At 60.4% G+C, this 17,326-nt stretch carries 18 protein-coding genes; 8 read left to right on the top strand and 10 right to left on the bottom strand.

Features of this window, described 5'->3' with window-relative positions:
* The first annotated feature begins 19 nt into the window (after nucleotides 1–19).
* Complete coding sequence (locus CO667_RS14325; RefSeq protein WP_097618991.1) at nucleotides 20–238, top strand: hypothetical protein; 219 nt, start codon at nucleotides 20–22, stop codon at nucleotides 236–238.
* 501 nt (nucleotides 239–739) lie between these two features.
* Here the strand turns inward: CO667_RS14325 and CO667_RS14320 are convergent.
* Nucleotides 740–1,114 (bottom strand): VanZ family protein, encoded by a 375-nt coding sequence (locus tag CO667_RS14320; protein ID WP_097618990.1) that lies wholly within the window; start codon nucleotides 1,112–1,114, stop codon nucleotides 740–742.
* Nucleotides 1,115–1,304: 190 nt separating this feature from the next.
* Here CO667_RS14320 and ilvA point away from each other — a divergent pair, with 190 nt between their 5' ends.
* The 3 genes from ilvA to CO667_RS14305 all read left to right on the top strand — a co-directional run bounded on the left by ilvA (nucleotide 1,305) and on the right by CO667_RS14305 (nucleotide 4,444).
* Nucleotides 1,305–2,555, top strand: coding sequence for a threonine ammonia-lyase (ilvA, locus tag CO667_RS14315; RefSeq protein WP_097618989.1), 1,251 nt, complete (start codon nucleotides 1,305–1,307; stop codon nucleotides 2,553–2,555).
* A gap of 37 nt (nucleotides 2,556–2,592) precedes the next feature.
* On the top strand, nucleotides 2,593–2,919 hold the full coding sequence (locus CO667_RS14310; RefSeq protein WP_097614021.1) for an HlyU family transcriptional regulator: 327 nt from the start codon (nucleotides 2,593–2,595) through the stop codon (nucleotides 2,917–2,919).
* A 253-nt stretch (nucleotides 2,920–3,172) separates the two neighbouring features.
* Entirely contained in the window at nucleotides 3,173–4,444 is a 1,272-nt protein-coding gene (locus CO667_RS14305; protein ID WP_097618988.1) for a GGDEF domain-containing protein, read from the top strand.
* A 141-nt stretch (nucleotides 4,445–4,585) separates the two neighbouring features.
* Here the strand turns inward: CO667_RS14305 and CO667_RS14300 are convergent, their stop codons facing one another.
* Nucleotides 4,586–4,816: a hypothetical protein gene (locus CO667_RS14300; protein WP_097618987.1), complete on the bottom strand. Its 231-nt coding sequence runs from the start codon at nucleotides 4,814–4,816 to the stop codon at nucleotides 4,586–4,588.
* A gap of 534 nt (nucleotides 4,817–5,350) precedes the next feature.
* Between CO667_RS14300 and CO667_RS14295 the strand changes: the two genes are divergently transcribed.
* Nucleotides 5,351–6,562 (top strand): MFS transporter, encoded by a 1,212-nt coding sequence (locus tag CO667_RS14295; RefSeq protein WP_097618986.1) that lies wholly within the window; start codon nucleotides 5,351–5,353, stop codon nucleotides 6,560–6,562.
* A gap of 78 nt (nucleotides 6,563–6,640) precedes the next feature.
* Here the strand turns inward: CO667_RS14295 and CO667_RS14290 are convergent, their stop codons facing one another.
* Nucleotides 6,641–7,417, bottom strand: coding sequence for an SDR family oxidoreductase (locus CO667_RS14290; RefSeq protein WP_097618985.1), 777 nt, complete (start codon nucleotides 7,415–7,417; stop codon nucleotides 6,641–6,643).
* 106 nt (nucleotides 7,418–7,523) lie between these two features.
* Here CO667_RS14290 and CO667_RS14285 point away from each other — a divergent pair, with 106 nt between their 5' ends.
* Entirely contained in the window at nucleotides 7,524–8,099 is a 576-nt protein-coding gene (locus tag CO667_RS14285; protein WP_097618984.1) for a TetR/AcrR family transcriptional regulator, read from the top strand.
* A 48-nt stretch (nucleotides 8,100–8,147) separates the two neighbouring features.
* Here the strand turns inward: CO667_RS14285 and CO667_RS14280 are convergent, their stop codons facing one another.
* Nucleotides 8,148–8,762 carry an FMN-dependent NADH-azoreductase gene (locus CO667_RS14280; RefSeq protein WP_097618983.1) on the bottom strand — a complete coding sequence of 205 codons (615 nt, stop codon included), beginning with the start codon at nucleotides 8,760–8,762 and terminating at the stop codon, nucleotides 8,148–8,150.
* Between the two features lie 139 nt (nucleotides 8,763–8,901).
* Between CO667_RS14280 and CO667_RS14275 the strand changes: the two genes are divergently transcribed.
* Nucleotides 8,902–9,870: a LysR family transcriptional regulator gene (locus tag CO667_RS14275; RefSeq protein WP_097618982.1), complete on the top strand. Its 969-nt coding sequence runs from the start codon at nucleotides 8,902–8,904 to the stop codon at nucleotides 9,868–9,870.
* 42 nt (nucleotides 9,871–9,912) lie between these two features.
* Here CO667_RS14275 and CO667_RS14270 read toward each other — a convergent pair whose 3' ends face one another.
* The 4 genes from CO667_RS14270 to CO667_RS14250 all read right to left on the bottom strand — a co-directional run bounded on the left by CO667_RS14270 (nucleotide 9,913) and on the right by CO667_RS14250 (nucleotide 14,493).
* Nucleotides 9,913–11,901, bottom strand: a complete 1,989-nt coding sequence (locus CO667_RS14270; RefSeq protein WP_097618981.1) for a bifunctional 2',3'-cyclic-nucleotide 2'-phosphodiesterase/3'-nucleotidase — start codon at nucleotides 11,899–11,901, stop codon at nucleotides 9,913–9,915.
* Nucleotides 11,902–12,206: 305 nt separating this feature from the next.
* Nucleotides 12,207–12,611, bottom strand: coding sequence for a PilZ domain-containing protein (locus tag CO667_RS14265; RefSeq protein ID WP_097618980.1), 405 nt, complete (start codon nucleotides 12,609–12,611; stop codon nucleotides 12,207–12,209).
* 451 nt (nucleotides 12,612–13,062) lie between these two features.
* Nucleotides 13,063–13,959, bottom strand: coding sequence for a DMT family transporter (locus CO667_RS14255; RefSeq protein WP_097618979.1), 897 nt, complete (start codon nucleotides 13,957–13,959; stop codon nucleotides 13,063–13,065).
* Between the two features lie 72 nt (nucleotides 13,960–14,031).
* A complete protein-coding gene (locus tag CO667_RS14250; protein WP_097618978.1) occupies nucleotides 14,032–14,493 on the bottom strand; it encodes an Lrp/AsnC family transcriptional regulator in 462 nt (153 codons plus the stop codon).
* Nucleotides 14,494–14,649: 156 nt separating this feature from the next.
* Between CO667_RS14250 and ald the strand changes: the two genes are divergently transcribed.
* Nucleotides 14,650–15,768, top strand: coding sequence for an alanine dehydrogenase (gene ald, locus CO667_RS14245; RefSeq protein WP_097618977.1), 1,119 nt, complete (start codon nucleotides 14,650–14,652; stop codon nucleotides 15,766–15,768).
* A gap of 15 nt (nucleotides 15,769–15,783) precedes the next feature.
* Here ald and CO667_RS14240 read toward each other — a convergent pair whose 3' ends face one another.
* The gene (locus CO667_RS14240; protein WP_097618976.1) at nucleotides 15,784–16,293 is read right to left on the bottom strand and encodes a DUF1203 domain-containing protein; all 510 of its coding nucleotides are present in this window, start codon (nucleotides 16,291–16,293) and stop codon (nucleotides 15,784–15,786) included.
* Between the two features lie 471 nt (nucleotides 16,294–16,764).
* A complete protein-coding gene (locus CO667_RS14235; RefSeq protein WP_097618975.1) occupies nucleotides 16,765–17,325 on the bottom strand; it encodes a GNAT family N-acetyltransferase in 561 nt (186 codons plus the stop codon).
* Between the last annotated feature and the right edge of the window lies 1 nt (nucleotide 17,326).

Below are 17,326 nucleotides of genomic sequence, written 5' to 3'. Positions count from 1 at the left end.
TCGTTAGAAAGGGCAAAACATGGCTACAGTTGTTGTTATAAGTGTTGAAGGTCAAGACGGGCTCTGGGTCGCTGATCTGGACGCCGGCACCGTAGTGCCGCTTCCGGCCCCCAAGGCGGGCGGCTTGAAAGTGGTGACCGATCTTCGCGCCACCGGCGCGACGGTGACAAAGGGCGTGAATGTGGCTGTTACCGTCAAGTCGGCAGAGGCGGCATTCTCGGGTCATTATGACGGCTGAACGCCGATAATTTGGGGTCCTACAGCGCCCACGCGGTCAGACGCGCAAGACGCTGTAGCACTTGATTCCGATCTAAGAAATTGTGCAGTGGTGCGCGCGGTCGAACATTGAGCAGGCGCTGCATCGACGTGATCATAGTCGTTCTCGGCGCCGATCAAGTGTACCCGGGTGTCAGCGATAATCTATCGGCCCCGGCTCATACGGGTTCGATCTCCGTCGCCCGTATCACCTTCATAATACCGTTTGAATATGCTTGTATATTGTGGATGAAAGCGTGTTTTTGCTTGACAACCGCATTTTAGGTGCAAAGGTTTCGGCGCGGCGGTTGAGTAAGTGTTGTCTTTTGGGAGTAAGACGATGGTTTACGATTGGAGTGGGGCGAGGGTTCGGCGCATCCGGATCTTCAAGACCAGTGTCGCACTTGTGCTCGGAACAGCGATGGCTGCGATACCACTGTTCTTCTGGGCCGCGCAGTTGCGCGGTTTCTGACCTAAGGAACGATCAGCGTTCGGCGAAAGGAACGGCGTTTGGCGCCTTGCTTTCGCGCCACCTGTTGAAGACCCAGCCGGCCAGCAGCCCGAGGGCTGCGCCCATGGCCTTGACGCCGGCATCATGCAGGCGCGGATGGCGCGTCGGCGCAAAATACTGCAAATATTCGATGGCGATCGAGCCGGCGATCAGCAGCACGGCCACCAATTTCCACTGTTTCGGATAGGCGAGCGCAAAGGCGAGGCCGACAAGAACATAGGCGCCTGCGCGATCGGTATCGACCGTCGTGACCGTTTCCGGTCGCAGCCCGATCGGCGAAACCGTGACGAAGAGGATGAAGGCGAGCAGCAGCCAGGCGAGCGGTCTTGCGAATTTAAGGATCATCATGGCTTCATATAGTGGCCGGCCGTTTCATGGACAGTTAAAATCAGTTCATGTGCCGCCAATTTTGCGATTGACTTAAGAAAGCCTTTCGCAAACAGGGCCGGCGGCGAACCGGAAATGGCCGAAGCGGGCTTTCTTTTGCCGGTCGGCCTGTGCCATAGCGGCCCTGTAAACATGAGAATGGATCACGCCCGTGACGAGACTTGATGTCGAAAGCGCCGAAGAGGCGATGCGCAGCCTCTTTCCGGCAACGCCGCTGCAGCTCAACGATCATCTCTCGGCCCGCTACGGCGCCGATATCTGGCTGAAGCGCGAGGATCTGTCGCCGGTACGTTCCTATAAGATCCGCGGCGCTTTCAATTTCTTCCGCAAGGCGATCGGGCAGGGTGCCGCCGGCAAGACCTTCGTCTGCGCCTCGGCCGGCAATCACGCCCAGGGCTTTGCCTTTGTCTGCCGTCATTTCGGTGTGCCGGGCGTCGTCTTCATGCCCGTGACGACGCCGCAGCAGAAGATCGACAAGACCCGCATGTTCGGCGCCGAATTCATCACCATCCGGCTGTTCGGCGACTTCTTCGACCAGTGCTACCAGGCCGCCCGCGACCATGTCGAGGCGGTCGGCGGCGTCATGGTGCCGCCCTTCGATCACGCCGACATCATCGAGGGCCAGGCGACGGTCGCCGCCGAAATCATGCAGCAGTTGCCGGAAGGAACGGTGCCCGACATGGTCGTCCTGCCGGTCGGCGGCGGCGGGCTTGCCGCCGGCATCACCGGTTATCTCGACGGCACCGTGCCGAAGTCGGCCTTCGTCTTCACCGAGCCGGCCGGGGCGCCGAGCCTCAGGCGCAGCATCGAGGCGGGCAAGGTGACGACGCTGGCCAAGGTCGACAATTTCGTCGACGGCGCTGCCGTCGCCCGCATCGGCGACCTGAATTTCGCCGCCCTTCGCGATTTTCCGGCAAGCCAAGTGCAACTGATGCCGGAGAATGCCATCTGCGTCACCATCCAGGAAATGCTGAATGTCGAGGGCGTCGTGCTGGAGCCGGCCGGCGCCCTGTCGCTGACGGCGATTGCCGCGATGGATCGCCAAGCGATCCGCGGCAAGACCATCGTCGCCGTCGTTTCCGGCGGCAATTTCGATTTCGAGCGCTTGCCTGACGTAAAGGAAAGAGCCATGCGTTACGCAGGGCTGAAGAAATACTTCATCCTGCGGCTTGCCCAGCGCCCCGGCGCGCTCAGGGATTTCCTCAATCTGCTCGGCCCCGACGACGATATCGCCCGCTTCGAATATCTGAAGAAATCGGCGCGCAACTTCGGCTCGATCCTGATCGGCATCGAAACCAAGGCGCCGGAGAATTTCGCCCGGTTGATCGGAAATTTCGAAGCTGCCGGCATGGGTTACGAGGATATCACCGAAAACGAGATCCTCGCCAACCTGATCATTTGACTTGGCGATAACAGCACCATCGTGCTAAAGGCGGAACATGGCTTCGTTCATCTCAAATATCTTTTCGATGTTCTCCGGCGGCGGCAAACCCGCTGGGGAAGCAGCAGGTCCTTCCGGTGAGCCGCAGCTTTACGGCGATTGCACGATCTATGCCGAGCCGCGTAAGGAAGGCAGCCAATATCGCCTTGCCGGCCGCATCGAAAAGAAGGTCGGAGACGAGGTCCTGGTGCGCAATTTCATCCGCGCCGATCTGTTTTCCTCGTCCGACGATGCGCTCGAATGCACGGTGCGCAAGGCGCAGCAGATCATCGATCAGCATGGTTCGTCACTCTTTGGTGACGGCGAGAAGCTTCGTCAGGTCTGAAATCGGGATCCGCCCGATCAGCACGTGATACCGGCCACAATTATTCTTGTTTTTCAATCCTGTGACTCCGGCACATCGCCAGTGACTGGGGTTTCACTCACGCAATCTTAAAGGATTGGGGTGAAAGGTATCGCCTGCAGGATTTGCGGGACGCCCTCGTGTTTGACCTTTTCGGACGATCGACCAAAGGATTTGCTGTCGCAATCGCCGCGCCGGCAAAATACCGAGGGTGGACATCCGTCGCTGAGCTATCGTGATGGAGACACTCAACCTCGTTCTCTTCGCCATCGAAGCCATCGCTTATTTCGCGCTGATGGTGACGCTTCTGCATTTCCGTCATCGGCTTGGCCTCGGGGTTTTCCTGACGGCGCTCGGCGTCATGCATTTCATGGAGACCTATCTGGCGGCGGTCTTCTATGTCTCGCTGCCGTTCGGGGACGTGTCGCCGGGCTCATCCGTCTTCTTCTCCGGCAAGCTGATGATGATCCTGATGCTTTACCTGCAGGAGGATGCAGCGACGGTGCGCCAGCCGATCTATGGCCTGTTCCTCGGCAACCTGCTCACCGTCGGTATTGCCTGGGTGCTGCAGTTGCACCTGCCGCTGCAGATGTCGCCCGACCACACGCCCGACGTCGATTTTCTCAAGGAGATGGGCTGGCTGATGGTCTGGGGCACGGCGCTGCTCTATGTCGATTCGCTCGGCATCATCCTGCTTTACGAAAAGCTCGGCGATTTCTTCCGCCGGCGCGTCGTTCTGCGTTTCCTGATTTCGGGATTCGTACTGCTGTCTTTCGACCAGATCGGCTTCTTCGCCGCACTGCATTATTTTCTGGATGTGCCGGTTGCGGCATTCTGGGCCGGATGGAAGGCGAAAATGCTGGCCGTCTGCCTCTATGCGGCGATGTTCGCACTCTATGAATATCGTATCCGCCGGGGTGGAGGGGCCATGTCGGCACGCTCGATCAGCGACGTCTTCGGCGACCTGACATTCCGTGAGCGCTATAACGATCTTCTGGAGCGCACCGGCCGCGATATGCTCACCGGCGTCTACGATCGCACGCGCATGGAACTGGAAGCGCCGCTGATGCTGAGCGAGGCGCTGAGGCAGGGACTATTCACCACCATCCTCATTCTCGACGCCGACCACTTCAAGGATGTCAATGACGGCTACGGCCATCTTCAGGGCGACGAGGTGCTGAAGGCGATCGCCGCTCGTGTGGGCACGACATTGCGCTCGAGCGACCGCGTCTTCCGCTTCGGCGGCGAGGAGTTCGTTGCCGTCTGTCCGGGCACCGACCACCAGGAAGGTCTGCTGCTTGCCGAGCGCTTGCGCTGGACGATCGAGACCAGCGTCAGGACGCCGGATGACAGGCCGGTCACGGTCAGCATCGGCGTCGCCACCGCCGACGAGGACGGCGCCGATTTCACCGCCGTGCTGACGGCCGCCGACGGCAGACTCTACGCCGCAAAGAAGAGCGGCCGCAACTGCGTCGTCGGTCGTTCAGGCGTGGTGAAACTCAGTTAGCGCGGTTGCTGCTTGTCTGGACAGACACGCGGCGCAACGCGCTCATGCATGTCGCCCGGAGAGCAGCGCGCCGGAATAACGACATGCATGAAAACAAGGAGCTAAAGCGCGTCGCTTGATCGAGTTTTCATGTAACGCGCTTCAGTAATCTTCTTCGTCATCTCGGCGGCGGGTTTGAGCAGGCGGAGCCCTCAGCATGAAATCCTGGTGCCGCTTGTCGTTCCGGTGATCGCCGACGCGTATTTGCACGATCATGCCGAGTGCGGCTATGGCAGCAAAAATACCGGTAATGAGGGGTTGATGGTCGAGGACCAGAGCCTTCCAGTCAATTCGTCCCAGAAGCGGGATTGCGACGCAAGCGGCGCCGACCACTCCCCATTTCCAAATCCAGGGTACACTAACCAACTTCTTGTCCCCCTGATACCCGATTCAACTCGCCAATATTCATCCACAGATTGCATGAACCAGAGCAATACACAAGCGGCCACGTTGAGCGCGGCCGATTCTTCACAGAATGCTTCACGTTCGATGCAAGCTTCGACACATCGCTGCCATCGGAGGCCAAAGGTCTGCCGGCCACTGCTCGGAACCGACCTGTCACGAAGCCTCTTTCGTCGAGCAGCCTCAAACTTTTCGCTTTTCGCGTGTGTCGTTAGCGCCCGGAATTCTGTTGCGATGGCCTGAAACGATTAAAGGGGAGGCCGGACCGTATACCGGCGGTCGATAGGGCGCTGTCGAGGCAGAGCGCGGCGGGGTGTTGAGGATGTTCGATAAACAACAACATATCTATGAATGTGTTATATGTTTCAATGACTTATTGGATTTATAAAAACGGCTTGTTCGTAAAATGCAAACGTGATCTCCATTGCTGCAACGGATGATCTTTCCTGCGAGGGGCGTGGAAACATGAGTGATACAGCTGTGCGAACCAAGGTCGATGGCGGCGAATTTGCGGTTTTGTGCATCGGGGGATTTCTTCTTTCGATCGCTTATGGCGTGACCTTTCTCATCCCGGTGCTGGTGGGACAGCGGGGCGGCAACGAGGCGCTCGCCGGCCTGATCATCTCGGCGGCGACGGTCAGCACCGTCATTCTCGTGATCCTGTCCGGCCACATCGCCGATGCCATCGGCTCAGCGCGGGCGGTGGCGGTTTCCGGGCTTTTTCTGGCGGCATCCGGGCTGGGATTCGCCACGGTCCCCGCAGCCGGATTGAGTCTGATGACTGTCGGTTTCGTCCTTGGAATCGGTTGGGGCACTTTTTACGCGCTCGGGCCGATCCTGGTCGCGGCGATCACCGAACCCGCGCACCGGATTCGGTTCTTTGCCCTGCTTTCGGGATCGATGATGTCGGGCATCGGCGCCGGACCGATCATTGGCCGCATTGCCACCGGCTGGTCGATGCCGATCGAGACGGCCTTCGCCTTTGCGTTCCTGTCCAGTCTCGCCGGCGGCGCGCTTTACTTTTGGCTGCATCTCCGGCTGAGCAGAGCCGGCAAGATTTTGCCTCACGTCAACAAGATCTCATTTGCCGCAGCGCGTCAGGTGATTGCTTCGCCGGCGATCTATTCCATCGCCATGGTCGGCATCGGCGGCGCGATTTTCGGCGGGCTTTCCAGCTTTCAGACCAGCTACGCCAAGGCGCACGGATTCGATTACTCCCTCTTCTTCATCGGTTTCATGTCCGCCGCCATCCTGAGCCGGTTGTTCGTGGCAGGATATGTGGTCAAGAAGGATCCATTCTATTCGCTTCTGGTGCTGACGAGCCTGACGCTGGCATCCATCCTGCTGTTCCTGCTAGTGACATCAAGTCAGATAACCTATCTCGGAGCTGCGGCGATGCTGGGCCTGGGCTATGGGCTGACCTATTCCGTCATCAATGGCCTTGCCGCGAATGAGGCGCCCACCGGCCTTATGCCGCAAGCGCTACTCTTGTTCTCGCTGTCCTATTTCATCGGCGTCTTCGGCTTTCCGCTGATCGCCGGCAATCTGATCGTTTCGTCCGGCATTCAGGCCATGCTGTCTGTATTGCTCCTGCTTGCCGCCCTGAATCTGGCAATCGTCCTGTTTCGAGTTGCCCGCCGTGCGATGATCGGCAGAGCATCCTTGGTCGAGGAATAGGACGCCTTGGACGACCGACCGAAGTCGGTGACAGGATGTGGACCCGGGCAAGTCTGACTTTGCCCGGGTCCGGCTTGCTCAGGCGGCGCGGAAGATCTTGGCGCCGGACGGCGCGCTTGTCATGCCGCCGTCGACGGTGATCTCGATGCCGGTGACATTGGCGGAATCATCCGATGCCAGGTAGAGCGCCGCCTTGGCGATTTCGTCGGCTTCGCTCATGCGGCCGAGCGGGCTCAGGCCGCCCATACGAGCCTCCAGCGCCGACATCGCGTCTTCTGTCGGTGCCATCGGCGACCAGATCGGCGTCTTCGTGCCGCCGGGGGTCACCTGATTGACGCGGATGCCGCGCGGCGCGAGTTCGGAGGCCATATTGCGCGTCATCGCCCGGACCGCCGCCTTGGTCGCCGCATAGGCGGACCAGCCGGGAGCGCCGAGCACGGCATGCACCGAACCGTTGAGGATCACCGAAGCGCCGTCGTTGAGATGCGGCAGGGCTGTTTGCACGGTGAAGAAGACTGCGGTGAGGTTGGTGCTGATGATCTGGTTGAACTGCTCCGGCGACGTGTCACCGAGCGGTGTCGCGCCGCCGATGCCGGCATTGGCGAAGACGATGTCGAACTTGCCGACCTTTGCGGCGGCTTCCGCAAATACCTTCTCGGTGGCGGCGGCATCGGTGACATCGAGCTTCAGCGCCAGCACGCCGGCCCCGAGCGCCTTTTCGGCGGCGGCAAGCGTTTCCGGGTTGCGGCCGGTGATCACCACCTTGGCGCCCTCATCGATGAAGACCTTGGCGGTCGCAAGACCGATGCCGCTGTTTCCGCCGGTGATCAGGGCGACCTTGTTTCTTAGACGCATGATTGATGCTCCTCTTGGAAATGACGACGATCTAGATTATGATCGTTATCTATAAGGATTACGATTGTAATCCATTTGAGTCAAGAGGCAATTCGGGGAGCTTCCGATGGGGCGTTCGCAGCTGGAAAAACAGAAGACGCATGAGAAGATCGTCGAGACCGCATCGAAGCGGCTGCGCGAGGAGGGGCTCGAAGGTATTGGCGTTGCCGACCTGATGAAGGAAGCCGGCCTGACCGTCGGTGGCTTCTACAAGCACTTCGCCTCCCGCGACGATCTCGTCGCCGAGGCGGTCCAGTCCGCATTCGATTCATGGGGACGCAGGCTGGAGGCCGAGGGAGTGAATCCGGCGGAGATGTCGGCCGCAGATGTCGCCGATCGTTATGTCAGCGCCTATCATCGCGACAATCCCGGCGAAGGCTGCCCTTTTGCCGCGCTGACTTCCGATCTATCCCGTAGCGGCGAGAAGGCGCGGGCGATCGCGACGGACGGGCTGCGGCGTAATTTCGAAGCCTTGGCAAGCAAGGCTGCGGGAGCGGACGAAGGAGACAGGCGGCGCAAGGCGATCATGGCCTTTGCGATGATGGCAGGCGGCGTCGGCCTTGCCAGGATCTCCTCCGATGAGGAACTTTCAGCCGAAATCCTGGCGACGGTCCGGGATTTTGTCGCCGACATCGACAAATGACAAACGGCCGGCGAAGGCCGGCCGTTCCATGCTGTATTGGCGAACCGATCAGGCGGCCAGCGCGATTTCCTGGACGCGCGACTTGGCGGCGTCGATGGCCTTTTCGGCAGCTTCGGGACCGAAGGCGAGACCTTCGACATAGATGGTCTCGATATCCGTGATGCCGAGGAAGCCGAGAACCGACTTCAGATACGGTACGGCATGGTTCAGCGGGGCAGCCGGTCCCTGCGAGTAGACGCCGCCGGAGGTGAGCACGACATAAACCTTCTTGCCGGTGACGAGGCCGACCGGGCCGGTTTCCGTGTACTTGAAGGTCACGCCGGCGCGGGCGACGTTGTCGATCCAGGTCTTCAGCGACGAATAGATGTTGAAGTTGATCAGGCCGGTGCTGATGACGATCGTATCGGCGGCAAACAGTTCGGCGACGAGTTCGTCGGAGGTTTTGATGGCTGCGATTTCTTCGGCGGTACGGTCTTCGGCCGGCTTGCGGATCGCGCCGGTGAACAGGTCATCGATATGCGGCAGCGGGTTGGCGGCGAGATCGCGGCGAACGACGACGCTGCCCGGCTGCTGGCTCTTCAGCTTTTCGGCGAGATCGGCGGCGATCGGCGTCGAGAGCGATTCGGCACGCGGGCTGGACGTCAGAAGAAGGATGGACGACATGGTGCATTTCCTTTCGAATTGAATTTGACGGCCCGTTGCTGGGAGGTGAGCCGCAGTCTCGACGAGCAAAATAGGTCTGGCCTGCTATCGAAAAAACGGTGATAATGTCGATCGAAACTATCGATGGAATGGATGGAAGATGCTTCCGAACCCGACTCTGGACCAATTGCAGGTGTTTCTGACCGTTGCCGAAACCGGCAGCTTCTCCGCCGCTTCGCGGGCATTGAACCGGGCGCAGTCCGTCGTCAGCTATACGATCGCCAACCTGGAAGCACAGCTCGAAGTGCCGCTTTTCGAGCGCTCCGGTGCGCGCCAGCCGAAGCTGACGGAGGCGGGCAAGGCGATGCTGGAGGATGCGCGGCGCATTCTCGGCGATCTGCAAGTCATGCGGGCGCGCGTCAAGAGCTTGAGGGAAGGGCTCGAAGCGGAGGTTTCTGTCGCCATCAGCGTCATGGTGCCCTCGCGCGCCATGGTGGACGTCCTGCACGAATTCCGTGAGATGTTCCCGTCCGTTTCGTTGAATCTTAATGTCGGCGAGCTTGGAATGGTGATGGATCTCGTCCTCAGCGGCAAGGCGACGATCGGCATCGGCGGCGCCGTCCTCCAGCAGGACGATTCGATCATCACGGAGCGGATCGGCCATTCCTTCATGTTGCCGGTTGCCGCCCCCAACCATCCGCTGGCCCGCATCGACCGGCCGCTCACGCTGGGCGACGTGCGCGAGGAAGTGCAGCTCGTCGTCACCGACGCCTCAGGCCGAACGAAGGGGCGGGATTTCAACGTGCTGTCCTACAAGACATGGCGCGTCAGCGATATTGCCACGAAGCACCAGCTCATCAAGGCCGGCCTTGGCTGGGGCGGCCTTCCGGCCTCCATAATGCATGACGATCTCCGTAGCGGCGCGCTCGTCCATCTCGATCTGGATGCCTATGAACAGGGCGAATATCCGATATATTCGGTGCGGCAGCTCGCCAACCCGCCCGGACCTGCCGCCAGCTGGATGATCGACGCGTTCCGCACACGGCTTTCCCATTGCCCGAATCAGGCCGATTTCCATGCTGAGATGGCGGAGCTCCAGCAACCCGCGACACGGCTCGCGGCTGAATGACGAAGGCGCGGGTGCCGCGCCTTCCTCTACACTTCCTTCGGTCTAAAGAACCAATCTGAACTTCGAGAATCCGTCGGCGCCGTCGCCGGCATCCTCGATCTTGACGCTCTTGACTGCCGCGAGGAACTGCTTTGCCTTCGGACCGCTTTCGAAGGTCACGGTCGTGCCCGGCAGCGGTTTGAAGGTCCAGTTCGCATCGGCCGACGGATTGATCGTGCCCTGGTCGTGGACATAGCGGACGATGACGTCGCGGTTGGTGTCCGGCGCCTGGAAGATCACCTTATCAGCCGCGATCTCCGGGAAACTGCCGCCGCCGCCGGCGCGGTAATTGTTGGTGACGACGACGAACTTCTGGGCGGGATCGATCGGCTTGCCGTCGAAGGCGAGGTTCTGGATGCGGTTGGCATCCGGATTGATAGCCTTGCCGGAGGAATCATATTTCGGCGGCTGCGACAGGTCGATCTGGTAGGTTACGCCGTCGATGACGTCGAAATTGTAGGACGGGAAGTCGTTGTTGAGGAGGGCCGCATCCTTCGAGCCGGCCGCAATGTGATTGAACATGCCGGCCGACATTTCCAGCCAGTTCTTCACCTGGGCGCCGGTGATGGCGACAGCCTGCACCGTGTTCGGATAGAGATAGAGGTCGGCGACGTTCTTGATGGCGATATCGCCGGCCGGAACGTCGGTATAATAGTCGGCGCCGCCGCGGCCGCCGGCCTTGAAGGGGGCCGCCGCCGATAGCACCGGCAGGTCCTTGAATGCGGTGTCGGCGAGCATCTGCTTGATGTACCAGGTCTGGGCCTGGCTGACGACCTGCACCGAGGGATCGTCGGCGACGAGCGCGAAGTAGGAATAAAGCGGTGCGGAGGTCTTGCCGACCGGGGTGCGGACATAGGCGAGCGTCGCCTCGTGCTCGGCCTTGGCGGCCTCGATCACGCCCTTCTTGTCGGCGTAGTCGGCAACCACCTTCTTCTTGTCGTCACGGTGATAGATCGGCCGTGCTTCCGAGGTGAAATCGACGATCTTCCAGCTGTTGCCGTCCTTTTCGAGCAGCAGGTCGATGAGGCCGAGATGCGAGCCCCAGAAGCCGGCCATCACGGCGGGCTTGCCATGCAGCGTGCCCTTGACGGGATCGGCATTGGCGATGCCGTCCCAGCTCTTCGGGCCGGGGAAGACGAGATGCTGATGGCCGGTGAAGATCGCGTCGATCCCTTCGACGGCGGCGAGATGCAGCGAGGCGTTTTCCATCTTTTCGGACGGTGCGCTGCCGTCGATGCCGGAATGGGAGAGCGCAATGACGATATCGGCGCCGGCTTCCTTCATGGCTGGAATCCAGGCCTTGGCGGCCTCGACGATGTCGCGCGTCTGCGCCCTGCCTTCGAGGTTCTTGATATCCCAGAGCATGATCTGCGGCGGGACGAAGCCGATGAAGCCGATCTTGACCGGGCTCTCATTGCCGGCGCCGTCCTTGATCTGTTTTTCCACGATAATGTAGGGCTTGAAGAACAGATCGTCCTGCTTCGGGTCCGAGGCGAGCTGGCCCTTGGTCAGGTTGGCGCAGACGAAGGGGAATTTCGCGCCTGACAGGACCTTGAACATGAAGTCGAGGCCGTAGTTGAACTCGTGATTTCCGAGCGTGCCGACCGTGTAGCCGAGCGTGTTCATCGCCTTGATCACGGGATGGACGTCGCCGTCCTTCATGCCGTGCTGATAGGCCATGTAGTCGCCCATCGGATTGCCCTGCAGCACGTCGCCATTGTCGATCAGCAGCGAGTTGACGGCCTCTGCGCGGATATTGTCGATGATCGTCCCGGTGCGGGAAAGCCCCATCGTGTCGTTCGGCTTGTCGGCATAATAGTCATAGGGGAAGACGTTGACGTGAATATCCGTCGTTTCCATCAGCCGGAGATGCGCCTGGTTGGCGCCGGCGCGGGCGCTGAAAGGGTGCAGCAGCACCAGAGCGGAAGTGGCGGCAAGCCCACCAAGCAGAGAACGGCGGCTCATGACGCCAACGTCGAAAATCGAAGACATGGGAACTCTCCTCTTCAAAAACATGCATCGTCCGGCCCGTCAGAATTAGGACGATTTGGCGAGGAGTACACTGCGAAAATGACAGGACGGCAAAACAATCGGCGGCGATGGCGCAATGGTTTTAATATGCAACTTATAGTAAAGTCTCCCGACGGAAATCCATCGGGGAGCGGGTCATGGCCGGGCCGTTATCACCACAGCAGGAGGTGCCGAGACGTCCGCTCGGCTGCGGGCTTGGCGCCAACGGCAACCACAGCCACTGAGCAGCCACACAGCCGCTCCTTTGGCGCAAAGGCGGTGCAGCCTTACGATTTCGGCGTCGATGTGGCCAATTGAGGCGTCCGTTTGCCGTTGGCGTTGGCCGTAACCAGTTGGCGTACCGCCAGAACCGGTCGTATTTCCTTATGGAAAAAGCGGAAATAGGAGGAGACCTGCGCTCGCGCATTGGAATTCACGTCGAATTGGATGCCGACGCGGCCATTGTGTTTCCAGCGAATGACGCCTTCGAGCATCCCGAGGTTCTCGGCCTCTATGCGCACCTTGCTGCCGGAAGCCGCATGAAACGGTCCCCTCATCTCCAGCGCCGCACCGGTCGCCGACAGGTTCAGGATACGGGCATCCACCTGGCTGTTCAGATATTTGACGCTGCCGAAGACGCGGCAGTTTTGCCGTTCGGCCTTTCGGGCCGTAATTTTCAAATTGCGAGTCATACATTCTCCCTCGAATATGGGGAGCAGCATAGCGCTCGAAAATTGAAATGGTTTTAGTGGCTTGGCTAAAATTGCAGTGAAATGTCACCTTATCGAACATCAGCCGTTCGAGATCTGCTTCACGCGCCTGCGTGACAAGCAGCATACCGTTGCATCACCACCATCCTGATCCTGCACGCGTTTAGGCCAGGCTCAGTTTCGCCATGCGTCCACCATCGATCGTTCAGATCTGGCCGGTGACAAAGCCGGCTTCCGGCGAGGCAAGCCAGGCGACCAGTGCGGCCACTTAGTCCGACGGGATGGATGCGACCGATCTCCCGGCGGAAGGCTTGCGGGTCCGGCATGCTCTCGATGAAATCCACGTTGAGGTCAGTATCGATCCATCCTGGCGCGACCGCATTGCAGCGGATGCCACATCGGATGGCCGTCCTGCGCCGAACCTTTTAGAGTCCTATTCGACGCGCGGTGCTCCGGCGGCGGCCGTCCTACGCCCTACCACATGCTCGCGCCAGACCGTGAAGATACCGGCGGCGACCACGATGACCGAGCCGACGATCATGTTGAAGCTCAGCGTTTCTCCATAGATCACCATGCCGATGATGGAGGCGTAGACAAGCGACAGATAGGTCAGCGGCTGGACGGCGGCGGCATCGAGAATATCATAGGCGCGGATCAGGAAATAATGGCTGGAAATGCTGGTCATGCAGACGAGCGCCATCCAGCCCCAGTCGCCCGGCGACATCCAACTCCAGTAGAACGGCCCGATAAGCGTCATCGTCACACCGCCGACGACGCCGGTATAGAAGAAGCTGGTCATCGACGAATCGTCGCGGCTGACGAGGCGGGTGGCGATGACGTAGAAGGCGAAGTTGAAGCAGGAGGTGACGGCAAGAAGCAGTTTTACGTCGAAAAATTCGCCTTCCGGCTTCAGGATCAGCAGCACCCCGAACAGTCCAGCGCCGATCGCCGCCCACCGCCGCCAGCCGACCCGTTCGCCGAGGATCGGCATTGCCAGCAGCGCGATCAGGATCGGCGTCGCGGAAAAGATCGCCTGCGAACGGGCAAGGCCGATTATCGCAAAACAGGTGATGGCCAGAACCACTTGGACCGCAAGCAGAACGCCGCGCGTCACCTGCAGGAATGGGCGTTTGGTGCGGGCCGTCGCCTTGAGGCCGCCACGCATCCTCGAGGCGAGAATGATGGTGAAAAGCGCGAAAGCCCAGTAGCGGATCATCGTCACGAAGATCGGCGGATAGGTCGATGCCAGATGTTTTGAGATGGCGTCCTGCAGCGAAAAGATGGTGAGCGCCAGCAGGGCGAAAATGTAACCGTGGGTCTTCGATGTCATGATTTGCCATTGAGCGGGAAACGCCTGCGTGCATCGAAAGTCTGGGCAGGCTTTCGAAAACTTTGCAAGGGCTCAAAGGCCGACATTCGGCTTGTCGATGATTTCTCTGAGCGCGAAGCTCGAATTGATCTTGACGACGTGGGGCAGAGCCGACAGCCAGTCGCGGTGGATGCACTCATAGTCCTCGAGATCGCGGGCGGCGACCCTCAGGATATAATCGTATTCGCCCGACATCAGGTAACAGACAAGCACGTTGGGACAGAGCTTCACCGCCGCCTCGAATTCCGCCAGCGTCTTGGCGAACTGGCCGGAGAGCGAGATATGCACGATGGCGATCATCTTGTAGTCGAGCGCCTTGTGCGAAAGCCGCGCATGGTAACCATCGATGACGCCGCTTCTTTCCAGGATGTCGAGCCGGCGCGAACAGGCCGAAGGCGACAATCCGATCCTCTCGGCGAGCTCGGCATTGGTGATGCGGGCATTGGCCTGCAATGCCTTAAGAATCGCAAGATCGATGGTATCGAGATCGGCCATTCGAAGAACCTTCGAAGAATGAGATGAAGAGCGCAATAATCGCCGAAAAAACGCCTCTTCGCAAATCGTCTTTGCAAGGACATTTCGCGGCCTTGGTGGTTGGATTCATCGTCTGAGGAAATCCGCGACTGCGGAGATGACAGGAGAGGAACGCCAATGCGTGTCGGTTGCCCGAAGGAAATCAAGAATCACGAATATCGCGTCGGTCTGACGCCGGCTTCGGTGCGCGAATATGTCGCCCACGGCCACGAGGTCTGGGTGGAGACCAAGGCGGGCGCCGGCATCGGCGCCGATGACGCCGCCTATGCCGCGGCTGGCGCGAAGATCGCCGCCTCCGCCAGGGATATTTTCGAAAAGTGCGATATGATCGTCAAGGTGAAGGAGCCGCAGCCTTCCGAATGGGCGCAACTGCGCGACGGTCAGCTGCTCTATACTTATCTGCATCTGGCGCCCGATCCGGAACAGACCAAGGGTCTGCTTGCTTCCGGCGTCACGGCGATCGCCTATGAGACGGTGACCGACGAACGCGGCGGCCTGCCGCTACTGGCGCCGATGTCGGAGGTCGCCGGTCGCCTGTCGATCCAGGCGGGCGCGACCGCCCTGCAGAAGGCCAATGGTGGCCTCGGCGTCCTGCTCGGCGGCGTGCCCGGCGTGCTGCCGGCCAAGGTAGCGGTCATCGGCGGCGGCGTCGTCGGCCTGCATGCGGCCCGGATGGCCGCCGGCCTCGGCGCCGATGTCAGCATCCTCGACAAATCGCTGCTGCGCCTGCGCCAGCTCGACGATATCTTCGCAGGCCGCATCCACACCCGCTATTCCAGCATCCAGGCGCTGGAGGAGGAGGTCTTCTCGGCCGATCTGATTATCGGCGCCGTGCTGATCCCGGGCGCGGCTGCGCCAAAACTCGTCACCCGCGAGATGCTGTCCGGCATGAAGAAGGGCGCCGTCATCGTCGACGTCGCCATCGACCAGGGCGGCTGCTTCGAAACCTCGCATGCGACGACCCATTCCGATCCGACCTATGAGGTCGACGGCGTCGTGCATTATTGCGTCGCCAACATGCCGGGCGCCGTGCCGGTGACTTCGGCGCACGCGCTGAACAATGCCACGCTGGTGCATGGCCTGGCGCTTGCCGATCGCGGCCTGCGCGCCATCGCCGAAGACAAGCATCTGAGGAACGGCCTCAACGTGCACAAGGGCCGCATCACCAACAAGCCGGTCGCCGAGGCGCTCGGCTACGAGGCCTTCGCCCCGGAGAGCGTGCTCAACGTAGCGTAACTGCCTGACTCCAGGTCAACTTAGGGCGCCGGTCTCCGCAAGGGCCGGCGCCGTTACCTTGTCGATCCGGCATTGGAAGCAGTTGTTGCGCGCCGAGCGGACATGCACATAGGCGATATCGGGTCGTGCCAGCAGCTTTTCGCCATAAGCGGGAATATCCCCAATATCGGTCACCGCGCCGGTGCCGTAGACGATGCGGTCGTTCTCGCTATAGCCGCGGACGATGAAATCGGGGCTCGTCGTCAGGATCGGCGGCATGATCTCTTCGGCGGCATAGCGTGTGCAAGGTTGCTTGTGCAGGAAGACCGGGCCGGTTTCGGCATAAGGCTGCAGCTCCGGGAAGGGCCGGTAGGCGAAGACCAGCATCTCCTCGCCGGCATCGATATCCTGAAGGCAATGGCGGCAAGGGTTGCCGTCACCGTCGGAAACGATCGTCTCGGGCAGCCTGTTATAGGCGTCGCGGCCGCCGTTCCAGAGATGTTCGGCGTCGGTGGTCGGCATGGCGACAAAGCGAATGGCGGTCATGGCAGATCTCCTTTGTGATTGTCATGAAATGCGCCCGATTGATCGTTCAAGCCACCCGTTTCTTGCGTGTGTTGGTTTGTCGAGATCGTCGGCCGTAAGTCTTTGGGCGCGCGAGACTTTTCAACGGTCGAATTGAGTCATTCACCGCGCAGACGCGCGGTGGCTGGATTCCTGTGACGAGCACAGGAATGAGGGAGGGTGGGGCAAACGCGCTCGCCAAATTTCCACCGACGTAGGGACCCTTAGAAGGGTATCATGCAGTGGAGTCCAGAGCGAGTTCCGCGGTAATTGGCGGCAGGCCACATCTCCCACCCTCATTCCTGTGCTTGTCACAGGAATCCAGCCACGGCGGGTCTGCGCCGTGAATGACTCAATGCAATAACCGGAAAGAAACTATTGCGCTCGAGGACTTAAGCAGCTTGGGCCTGTGGACGGGCGATGGAGCGTTATGCGAGCCGGCAAACCAACCCCTCAGCTTTTCCGCGCCATCTCCAGCAGCTCTTTGTCGCTCAGCGGACGCACAATCCCGGTGCCTGTGGACACCGGTGAGAAGCCGTACATCTGGTAGAGTTGCAGCGCGCGCGGATGGTCGAGATTATTGGTGGTGGTGGTGACCCGCTTCGGGTTGAGCGACCAGATGGCGTAGAGCGCCTGCAGCAGGAACCATTTGCCGATGCCGAGACCGAGCGCATGTTCGATCAGGCCGAAATGGCTGAGCTCGATCGTATCCTCGTCCTCGCAGAAATATTCGTAGAAGCCGGCGGGCGCGCCGTTCACGTAGAGGACGCTGATATTGTTGCGTTTGTCGTTCAGTGTTGCGGCCAACTGCTCGTCGCTCATGCGCAGCCTGTCCACCCATTGCCAGCGCGCGCCCACCTGCCGATAGAGATAGCGGTAGAAGGGCAGCGGTATCTCCGGCGCGCGCATGATCGCCGTCTGGATATTGACGGGCACCGGCATGCTCGCCTTCGGCGGCGCCGTCATTTCCAGCCGGGTGATGTGGGCTTTCAGCGAAGCGGGCGTCTTCCCCATG

This window comes from Rhizobium sp. L43, from assembly GCF_002531725.1.
GTDB lineage: Bacteria > Pseudomonadota > Alphaproteobacteria > Rhizobiales > Rhizobiaceae > Rhizobium.
Note: the sequence above shows the minus strand (reverse complement) of the source record. Positions and strands in the feature narration are given on the sequence as shown.

Excerpts from the sequence above, each read along its gene's own strand:
- CO667_RS14325 (WP_097618991.1), top strand. The coding sequence starts at position 20 with ATGGCTACAGTTGTTGTTATAAGTGTTGAAGGTCAAGACGGGCTCTGG.
- CO667_RS14320 (WP_097618990.1), bottom strand. The coding sequence starts at position 1,114 with ATGATGATCCTTAAATTCGCAAGACCGCTCGCCTGGCTGCTGCTCGCC.
- CO667_RS14310 (WP_097614021.1), top strand. The coding sequence starts at position 2,593 with ATGGCTTCGTTCATCTCAAATATCTTTTCGATGTTCTCCGGCGGCGGC.
- CO667_RS14295 (WP_097618986.1), top strand. The coding sequence starts at position 5,351 with ATGAGTGATACAGCTGTGCGAACCAAGGTCGATGGCGGCGAATTTGCG.
- CO667_RS14290 (WP_097618985.1), bottom strand. The coding sequence starts at position 7,417 with ATGCGTCTAAGAAACAAGGTCGCCCTGATCACCGGCGGAAACAGCGGC.
- CO667_RS14285 (WP_097618984.1), top strand. The coding sequence starts at position 7,524 with ATGGGGCGTTCGCAGCTGGAAAAACAGAAGACGCATGAGAAGATCGTC.
- CO667_RS14280 (WP_097618983.1), bottom strand. The coding sequence starts at position 8,762 with ATGTCGTCCATCCTTCTTCTGACGTCCAGCCCGCGTGCCGAATCGCTC.
- CO667_RS14275 (WP_097618982.1), top strand. The coding sequence starts at position 8,902 with ATGCTTCCGAACCCGACTCTGGACCAATTGCAGGTGTTTCTGACCGTT.
- CO667_RS14270 (WP_097618981.1), bottom strand. The coding sequence starts at position 11,901 with ATGTCTTCGATTTTCGACGTTGGCGTCATGAGCCGCCGTTCTCTGCTT.
- CO667_RS14265 (WP_097618980.1), bottom strand. The coding sequence starts at position 12,611 with ATGACTCGCAATTTGAAAATTACGGCCCGAAAGGCCGAACGGCAAAAC.
- CO667_RS14255 (WP_097618979.1), bottom strand. The coding sequence starts at position 13,959 with ATGACATCGAAGACCCACGGTTACATTTTCGCCCTGCTGGCGCTCACC.
- CO667_RS14250 (WP_097618978.1), bottom strand. The coding sequence starts at position 14,493 with ATGGCCGATCTCGATACCATCGATCTTGCGATTCTTAAGGCATTGCAG.
- ald (WP_097618977.1), top strand. The coding sequence starts at position 14,650 with ATGCGTGTCGGTTGCCCGAAGGAAATCAAGAATCACGAATATCGCGTC.
- CO667_RS14240 (WP_097618976.1), bottom strand. The coding sequence starts at position 16,293 with ATGACCGCCATTCGCTTTGTCGCCATGCCGACCACCGACGCCGAACAT.
- CO667_RS14235 (WP_097618975.1), bottom strand. The coding sequence starts at position 17,325 with ATGGGGAAGACGCCCGCTTCGCTGAAAGCCCACATCACCCGGCTGGAA.